2 protein-coding genes are annotated in these 966 nt (G+C 62.9%); both read right to left on the bottom strand.

The genetic code is table 11. From position 1 onward, the window contains the following. Entirely contained in the window at positions 1–696 is a 696-nt protein-coding gene (locus tag ASU03_RS18800; RefSeq protein ID WP_057833270.1) for a lipopolysaccharide kinase InaA family protein, read from the bottom strand. Next, on the bottom strand, positions 693–966 hold a 274-nt coding region (locus tag ASU03_RS20220), incomplete at its 5' end, for a hypothetical protein (RefSeq protein ID WP_197411295.1). The genes ASU03_RS18800 and ASU03_RS20220, both read right to left, overlap by 4 nt.

Genomic DNA, 966 nt, shown 5'->3' with positions numbered 1-966 from the left:
CTACTGGCTCTCCGGAGGCTGAGCGAGGTAGGCCGCCAAAAACGGTCGTACTGGCTCTGGCGACCACGCCCCGGCGCGGCGCAGCAGGGGCGCAAGGTCCTGGACCCGATCGCGCCGGCCCAGCAACAGCGGCCGGGTTTTTGCCAGGTCGATCAACTGCGCCGCGTAACCGTCGCGGGTGGCCTGGAGGAAGAGATGCTTGGGGTAAAAACAGCCAGGCACCTGGCCGACGCCATGGAGCTTGCGCGCCAATTGGCCACAGGCCACGAGGATCGCGCGGTGCTGGGCGTCGCTCAGGGTCGACCACTGCTCCAGCAGTGAGTCCAGGTCATTCCAGCCATCCAGCGCGCGGGTCAGCAGCAAGGCGCGGTATTCGCCGGCGACTTTGCGCTCACCATAAAAGGCCGCCTGCAAGGCCGGGATCGCCTTCTGCCGATAGCGGCTGATGTTGCGAAATTCACGGGCAAAGGTCGGCTCGCCAAACGGCCGATGCAGGGTGCGCGTCAGGTAGTTGCTCTGGCGCTTGAGGTAAAAGCCACGGCCTTCCAGCTCCAGGCGAAACACGCTGCTCCAGCCGCCGCGGCTGGTGTTGGGTTCATCCACCGCATCCAGTTGCCTGGCCCACAGGGCATCGAAATCAGCCAGGCCATGCCGTTCCAGCAATGCCCGGTCTTCAGTTGCCAGGAAGTCGTTCATTCGCGTCCCTCGAAAAACTTCAGCACATGGCGAATCCGTTGCTTGTCCGACACGCTCAAGTGCTTGCGCCGACAATATTGCATGTAGAAACGCAGGCGCTGGGTGGCCGACAGATGGTATTTGGCGACCTTGTCCAGGCACGCCAGGTCCTTGGTGATCCGGTACTTGAGCCAGAACCCGCGCCAGAAGTCGCCGTTGGGGCAGTCGATCAGGTACAGGGTCTGCTGGTCGTCGATCAGCAGGTTGCGCCACTTCAAATCGTTGTGGGTA

Origin of the sequence: Colwellia sp. TT2012 (assembly GCF_001440345.1) — a bacterium.
GTDB lineage: Bacteria > Pseudomonadota > Gammaproteobacteria > Enterobacterales > Alteromonadaceae > Colwellia.
This window is presented reverse-complemented; position numbering and strand designations above follow the sequence as displayed.